Genomic DNA, 6,425 nt, shown 5'->3' with positions numbered 1-6,425 from the left:
CCCTCTCTTCATGCGGGGGATCATCACCGGTCGCGCTGACAACTCCCTGACACCGGAGTAAGCAGGAGGTATGCCCGTACAGCTCAACCACACCATCGTCCACGCCACCGACCAGGAGCGCTCGGCCCGCTTCCTCACCGAGCTCTTCGACCTGCCGGACCCGGTCCGCTTCGGCCCGTTCCTCGTCGTCGAGGTCGCGAACGGGGTCTCGCTCGACTACATGACCAGCAACGGCCCGATCCACAGCCAGCACTACGCCTTCCTGGTGACCGAGGACGAGTTCGACCAGATCTTCGGCCGCATCCAGGAGCGCGGCCTCGACTACTGGGCGGACCCGTACCGCAGCCGGCACAAGGAGATCAACCACAACGACGGCGGTCGCGGCGTCTACTGGGACGACCCGGACGGTCACGCGCTGGAGATCATCACCAGGCCGTACGGCTCAGGAGCCTAATGGTATAGACCAAAGGTTCCACGACCGACTCCTCCGATGCTTTGGTGCCCTGCGCAACCGCAACGTGGGCGCGCGAGGCTCAAGAGGAGTTGGTCGTCATGGCAAGAAGCCGTCTCGTGACACTGGTCGTCGCCCTGCTGGGCGTGCTCACGTTCGTCCAGCCGGCATCGGCCGCGCAGTTCGTGCTGACCCAGGCCCAGTTCGACCAGATGTTCCCGAGCAGGAACAGCTTCTACACCTACAGCGGCCTCACGTCCGCGATGAGCGCGTTCGGAGCGTTCGCGAACACCGGCAGCGACACGGTGAAAAAGCAGGAGCTCGCCGCGTTCCTCGCCAACGTCCACCACGAGAGCGGCGGCCTCGTCCACATCGTGGAGCAGGACACGTCCGTCTACTGGACCTACTGCGACTGGAGCCAGTCCTACGGCTGTCCGGCCGGACAGTCCGCCTACTACGGCCGCGGCCCGATCCAGCTGTCGTGGAACTTCAACTACAAGGCCGCGGGCGACTACATCGGCCAGGATCTGCTGAACAACCCGAACCTCGTCGCCACCAACGCGACGACGGCTTGGAAGACCGCGCTCTGGTACTGGAACACCCAGACCGGGCCGGGCACCATGACCCCGCACAACGCCATGGTCGACTCACGCGGCTTCGGCGAGACGATCCGCAGCATCAACGGCGCCAAGGAGTGCAACGGCGGCAACCCCGCCCAGGTGCAGAGCCGGGTCGCGAAGTACCAGGAGTTCGTCGCCGTCTTCGGAGTCTCCGCGGGCAGCAACCTGTCCTGCTGAGCGAAGTTCCGGTTTTTAAAAGGTATAGACCACCTCTTGTGCTCGGAGTGTCGGCCCTGCCACCGTGAAAGCGGTAACACACAGTGGGCGCGCAGATGCTCTGAGGAGTTGGTCCCATGTTCGGAACACGCGCCGCCGCCCTGATCGTCGCGCTGATCGGCGTCTTCACGCTCGTTCAGCCGGCGACGGCGGCGCCGTTCATCGTCTCGGAAGCGCAGTTCAACAAGATGTTCCCGTCGCGGAACAGCTTCTACACCTACAGCGGCCTGAAGTCCGCGATGAACTCGTTCAGCTTCGCGAACCAGGGCAGTGACACGGTGAAGAAGCAGGAGTTCGCGGCGGCGATGGCGAACTTCTCCCACGAGACCGGCGGGCTCGTGTACATCAAGGAGATCAACCAGAACGGCGACTACTGCGACGAGAGCAAGCCGTACGGCTGCCCCGCCGGAGCCAAGCAGTACTACGGCCGCGGCCCGATCCAGCTGTCGTGGAACTTCAACTACAAGGCGGCGGGCGACTACATCGGCCAGAACCTGCTGGCCAACCCGAACCTGGTGTCCTCCAACGCGACCATCGCGTGGCGGACCGCGCTCTGGTACTGGATGACGCAGACCGGCCCCGGTTCCATGACCCCGCACAACGCCATGGTCAACTCGCGCGGCTTCGGCGAGACGATCCGCAGCATCAACGGGTCACTCGAATGCGGCGGCCGCAACCCCGGAGCGGTGAACAGCCGCGTGTCGAAGTACAAGCAGTTCACCGGGATCATCGGCGTCGCACAGGGCGGCAACCTGTCCTGCTGATGCTCTGACAGAACTGGTCTAGACCCTTGACTGGTCTGGACCACTGGTGCCAATCTCAGCGTTGTTCACATCCTTGATTCCTAGGGCGCGCAGACTCCAGGAGTGGGTGACCTTGCTGAGAAAACGCATCTTGGCGTCTATCGCGGCAGGTGTGATGGCGGCGGCCATGGCCGTCATCGCACCGACCGCGTCCTCCCAGGCGGACGTGACCGCGCAGGCGTGCACGTACACCGACTGGGTCCAGGGCCAGTGGTACACCACCGGCTCGATCGTGAAGTTCGAAGGCAGCTACTACATCGCCGAGCACGACAATCCCGGTTACAGCCCAACGGTTTCCACCTGGTACTGGGATCCGACCAGCTGTGACGGCGGCGGAGGTGGCGGCACCTGCACGTTCACCGACTGGGTGCAGGGTCAGTGGTACGTCACCGGCGCGATCGTGCGGTTCGAAGGCAACTTCTACATCGCCGAGCACGACAACCCTGGTTACAGCCCCACGGTTTCCACCTGGTACTGGGATCCGTACAACTGCAACGGCGGTGGTGGCGGAGGTGGCGGAGGTGGCGGCGGTAGCTTCGTCGTCAGCGAAGCCCAGTTCAACCAGATGTTCCCGTCGCGCAACGGCTTCTACAGCTACAGCGGTCTCGTCACGGCGATGAGCGCGTTCCCCGCGTTCGCGAAGACGGGCAGCGACACCGTGCAGAAGCAGGAAGCGGCGGCGTTCCTCGCCAACGTCTCGCACGAGACCGGCGGCCTCGTGTACATCGAGGAGATCAACAAGAACAACGACCTCTGCGACGAGAGCAAGTCCTACGGCTGCCCCGCCGGCACGTACGGCTACTACGGCCGCGGCCCGATCCAGCTGTCGTGGAACTTCAACTACTACACGGCGGGCCAGGCGCTCGGCATGGGCAACGACCTGCTGAACAACCCCGGCCTGGTGGCGAGCAACGCCGCGATCTCGTGGAAGACCGGTCTCTGGTACTGGATGACGCAGACCGGCCCCGGCACCATGACCGGCCACAACGCGATGGTCAACGGAGCGGGCTTCGGCCAGACGATCCGCAGCATCAACGGGTCGCTCGAGTGCGATGGACGCAACCCCGCGCAGGTGCAGAGCCGCGTGTCGAAGTACCAGCAGTTCACGTCACTGCTCGGCGTGCCGGCAGGCAACAACCTCTCCTGCTAGAACCGCGAGAAGGGCGCGCACGAGTCCGTGCGCGCCCTTCTCGTACTAGGCGACGAGCTGTTCCTTGACCTGGGCCAGCGACGGGTTGGTGAGCGCCTTGCCGTTCGGGAAGTGGACGGTCGGCACCGTGCGGTTGCCGCCGTTCACCTCCATCACGAAGTCGGCCGCGCCCGGCGTCTCCTCGATGTTGATCTCGACGTACTCGATGCCTTCGCGGTCGAGCGAGCTCTTCAGAATGCGGCAGTAACCGCACCACGAGGTCGAGTAGACGGTCAGCTGGTCGGGAGCCATCAGGCGCACTCCTCATCGAGGTCGGAAGAAGTCATCAGTATCAACACCCGACGAGTGGCGCTTCTTCCCAGGGCGGTCCAGGTCACTTGAGGAGCTTCGACCCCGGCCGCTGCGACTCGAAGTCCAGCTTCGCCCAGTTCTTGTCCTTCGGCACCGACAGGATCCGCGCCTCGTCCAGCAGCCCGTCGAACGAGCGCTTGCGGCTGTTGCCACCCGCGGTCTTCTCGTTGTTGCCGATCGTCACGGGCTCGGTGCCGGCGGTCTTCCACGCGTTGGTGTCGGTCTTGCCGACCTCCAGCTTGCCGTTGATGTAGTAGTAGGCGTTCGGCTTGTCGAGCACGAAGACGAAGTGGTACCAGGTGTTGTTCTTGACCTTGGTGTAGCCGCCGGACGGCAGCGGGCACCAGTCGTAGTTCGCGACGTCGACGCACGGCTCGGTCTGGTCGCCCTCGCCGAAGTAGTGGATGCGGAAACCGCTCTCCCCCTTGGAGAACATCGCGATGTACGCGGCCGGGTGCGTCTTCGCGTTGGACCAGACGGAGAACGTGCCCTTCGACGGCAACGGGTTGAACAGGCCACTGGTCTCGCTGCCGGGGAGCAGCACGTACTCGCTCTTCGAGCGGTTGAGCGACAGCGCGTTGCCGACCACACCCGCGCCCGTGGCGTCGCCGGTGATGTTGACGCCCTTGCCGTTCAGGTTGCCGGCCGAGTCGCGGTAACCGGCGGCCGCGCCCTTCTCGGCCAGGTGGTGGGCCGTGACCCAGCCGTCGGCCTTCGGGAACACCTTCGTGCCGTCGCTCTCCGCAGAGGCCTCCGGGTTGCCCCACTTCAAGGTCATGGTCTGCCTGGCGTTGCCCTTGACGTCGATCCGCACCCAGATCGCCGCCTGCTTGGCGGCGGCGTCCCACTTCTCGATCTCATACGGCAGCGGCGCGCCCGCCGCGTCGTCGAACCTGATGTCCGCGCCACCCGGCTTGGCCTGGCCGAAGTCGAAGTTCGACGCGTCCAGCCTCACCGGCACCGGAAAGCCCTTCACGTCACCGGAAACGTTTGCACCGGAGGCCGTCGTGTCGATCGTGAGCGTGCGCCGATGTGTCCAGCCCGCCTGGGCTTCTGATGCGACTGTCGGTAGGAGGAGCGCGCCGAGCAGCGCGGCCGAGATGGTGAACGTGCGCCCTGTCTTGTGCATGTGGTCCCTTTTGTCCGGGGCGGCGAACACTCAAGGTCTTACTGGAAACCTTGTTGCCTGTCAGCTCGCATCACTCGAACGGCCCAGCGATCAGCGATCGTCAGACAATCGTCAGGTTAATTCCGCACACCGTGGGTGAGCATAGTTCGCGCACACACGAAAAATTCGGGTGTGCAATTAGTCCTGCTTTGCTCCATACATTGCCCAACAATTCAGTCACCCATTCGGCGGCCCTTCGCAACACAGGGTTTCCGATATCGTTTGACTTCCGCCGCCGCTACCGCACTTTGGAAAGAAAGGCTGGCCATGCTGAAAACGGTGGCGGCTACTGCCCTCGCGCTGTCCGCGGTCCTGTCCGCGCCCACAGCGAACGCAGTTCCCGACGTTCCTGATTTCGTCACCATCGACGTGGTCACCGAGAACGGTTCCGGCTGCCCGGCCGGCACCGCCGCGGTCGCCGCCGCGGACGACCGCACGGCATTCACGGTGACCTACAGCCAGTACCTCGCCCAGGCCGGACAGGGCTCAGGCCCCACAGACTTCCGCAAGAACTGCCAGCTCAACATCAGAGTGAGCTACCCGCAGGGCTTCACGTTCGGCATCGCCCAAGCGGACTACCGCGGATTCGCCAGCCTGCAGCAGGGGGCCACCGGCACAGAAAAGGGCAGCTACTACTTCCAGGGCATGTCACAGACCGCCAGCCGCACGCACAACTTCTACGGCCCAACGTCCGACAACTGGCAGGCGACCGATCGCGCCACGGTGTCGGAAATCATCTACGCGCCGTGCGGCGAAGTCCGGCACCTGAACATCAACACCGAACTGCGCGTGAACGCGGGTTCGTCGTCGAAGGCCAACAGCTTCATGACGATGGATTCCACGGACAGCAGCGTGAGCACCAAGTACCAGTTCTCCTGGAAGCGCTGCTGACCAGGCACCAATTGCCGCCGCCCGTTCATTGTTGATACCCAGACGGAAAGGTGCCCCATGCTCAACACACTGGCCGCGGCCGCGCTCGCGATGTCGACGATCATCATCCCGCCCGGCGGCGCCCCCGGAACCACGCCGCCGCCGGACATCATCACCATCGACGTCGTGACCATCAACGGTTCAGGTTGCAAGGCGGGAACGGCAGCGGTCGCCGTCAGCCCGGACAACAAGGCGTTCACCGTCACGTACAGCGAGTTCATGGCGCAGGTCGGCCCCGAGGCGAAACCCACCGACTTCCGCAAGAACTGCCAGCTGAACCTGCGCGTCAACGTGCCGTCCGGCTTCACCTACGGCATCGCGTCCACCGACTACCGCGGCTTCGCACACCTCGAGCGCGGCGCCACGGCCCTGGAGAAGGCCAACTACTACTTCCAGGGCATGTCGCAGACTGAGTACCGGCAGCACAACTACGCGGGCCCGCTGAGCGACGACTGGCAGGCGACCGACACCACGGATGTCGCCTCGATCGTCTACCACCCGTGCGGTGAGAAGAGAAACTTCAACATCAACACGGAGCTGCGGGTCGCCGCCGGCACGTCGGACCCGAAGAAGGTCACGAGCTTCATCGCGATGGACTCCACCGACGGGTCCATCGAGACGACCTACCACTTCGCGTGGAAGACCTGCCCCAAGCCGTAGTTGTCACATCGAGGCCATGTAACCCCGTGCCGGGCACTCAGGTCACCTGGGTGTCCGGCACTGCCCTGTCCAGATC

8 protein-coding genes are annotated in these 6,425 nt (G+C 64.3%); 6 read left to right on the top strand and 2 right to left on the bottom strand.

Features of this window, described 5'->3' with window-relative positions; genetic code table 11:
• The first annotated feature begins 70 nt into the window (after positions 1–70).
• The 4 genes from UK23_RS47380 to UK23_RS47365 all read left to right on the top strand — a co-directional run bounded on the left by UK23_RS47380 (position 71) and on the right by UK23_RS47365 (position 3,240).
• Positions 71–454, top strand: a complete 384-nt coding sequence (locus UK23_RS47380; protein ID WP_045318439.1) for a VOC family protein — start codon at positions 71–73, stop codon at positions 452–454.
• Positions 455–552: 98 nt separating this feature from the next.
• Positions 553–1,248 (top strand): chitinase, encoded by a 696-nt coding sequence (locus UK23_RS47375; RefSeq protein ID WP_045318438.1) that lies wholly within the window; start codon positions 553–555, stop codon positions 1,246–1,248.
• Positions 1,249–1,364: 116 nt separating this feature from the next.
• Positions 1,365–2,051, top strand: a complete 687-nt coding sequence (locus UK23_RS47370) for a chitinase (RefSeq protein WP_045318437.1) — start codon at positions 1,365–1,367, stop codon at positions 2,049–2,051.
• Positions 2,052–2,217: 166 nt separating this feature from the next.
• The gene (locus tag UK23_RS47365; RefSeq protein ID WP_156213903.1) at positions 2,218–3,240 is read left to right on the top strand and encodes a chitinase; all 1,023 of its coding nucleotides are present in this window, start codon (positions 2,218–2,220) and stop codon (positions 3,238–3,240) included.
• A gap of 45 nt (positions 3,241–3,285) precedes the next feature.
• Here UK23_RS47365 and UK23_RS47360 read toward each other — a convergent pair whose 3' ends face one another.
• Both UK23_RS47360 and UK23_RS47355 read right to left on the bottom strand, forming a co-directional pair.
• Positions 3,286–3,531: a mycoredoxin gene (locus tag UK23_RS47360; RefSeq protein WP_045318440.1), complete on the bottom strand. Its 246-nt coding sequence runs from the start codon at positions 3,529–3,531 to the stop codon at positions 3,286–3,288.
• Between the two features lie 82 nt (positions 3,532–3,613).
• Entirely contained in the window at positions 3,614–4,720 is a 1,107-nt protein-coding gene (locus UK23_RS47355; protein WP_045318435.1) for a DUF2341 domain-containing protein, read from the bottom strand.
• A 306-nt stretch (positions 4,721–5,026) separates the two neighbouring features.
• Between UK23_RS47355 and UK23_RS47350 the strand changes: the two genes are divergently transcribed.
• Entirely contained in the window at positions 5,027–5,650 is a 624-nt protein-coding gene (locus tag UK23_RS47350; RefSeq protein WP_045318434.1) for a DUF4360 domain-containing protein, read from the top strand.
• A 57-nt stretch (positions 5,651–5,707) separates the two neighbouring features.
• On the top strand, positions 5,708–6,349 hold the full coding sequence (locus tag UK23_RS47345; protein ID WP_045318433.1) for a DUF4360 domain-containing protein: 642 nt from the start codon (positions 5,708–5,710) through the stop codon (positions 6,347–6,349).
• Positions 6,350–6,425: the final 76 nt, after the last annotated feature.

The sequence above is a fragment of the Lentzea aerocolonigenes genome, from assembly GCF_000955955.1.
Classification (GTDB): domain Bacteria; phylum Actinomycetota; class Actinomycetes; order Mycobacteriales; family Pseudonocardiaceae; genus Lentzea; species Lentzea aerocolonigenes_A.
This window is presented reverse-complemented; position numbering and strand designations above follow the sequence as displayed.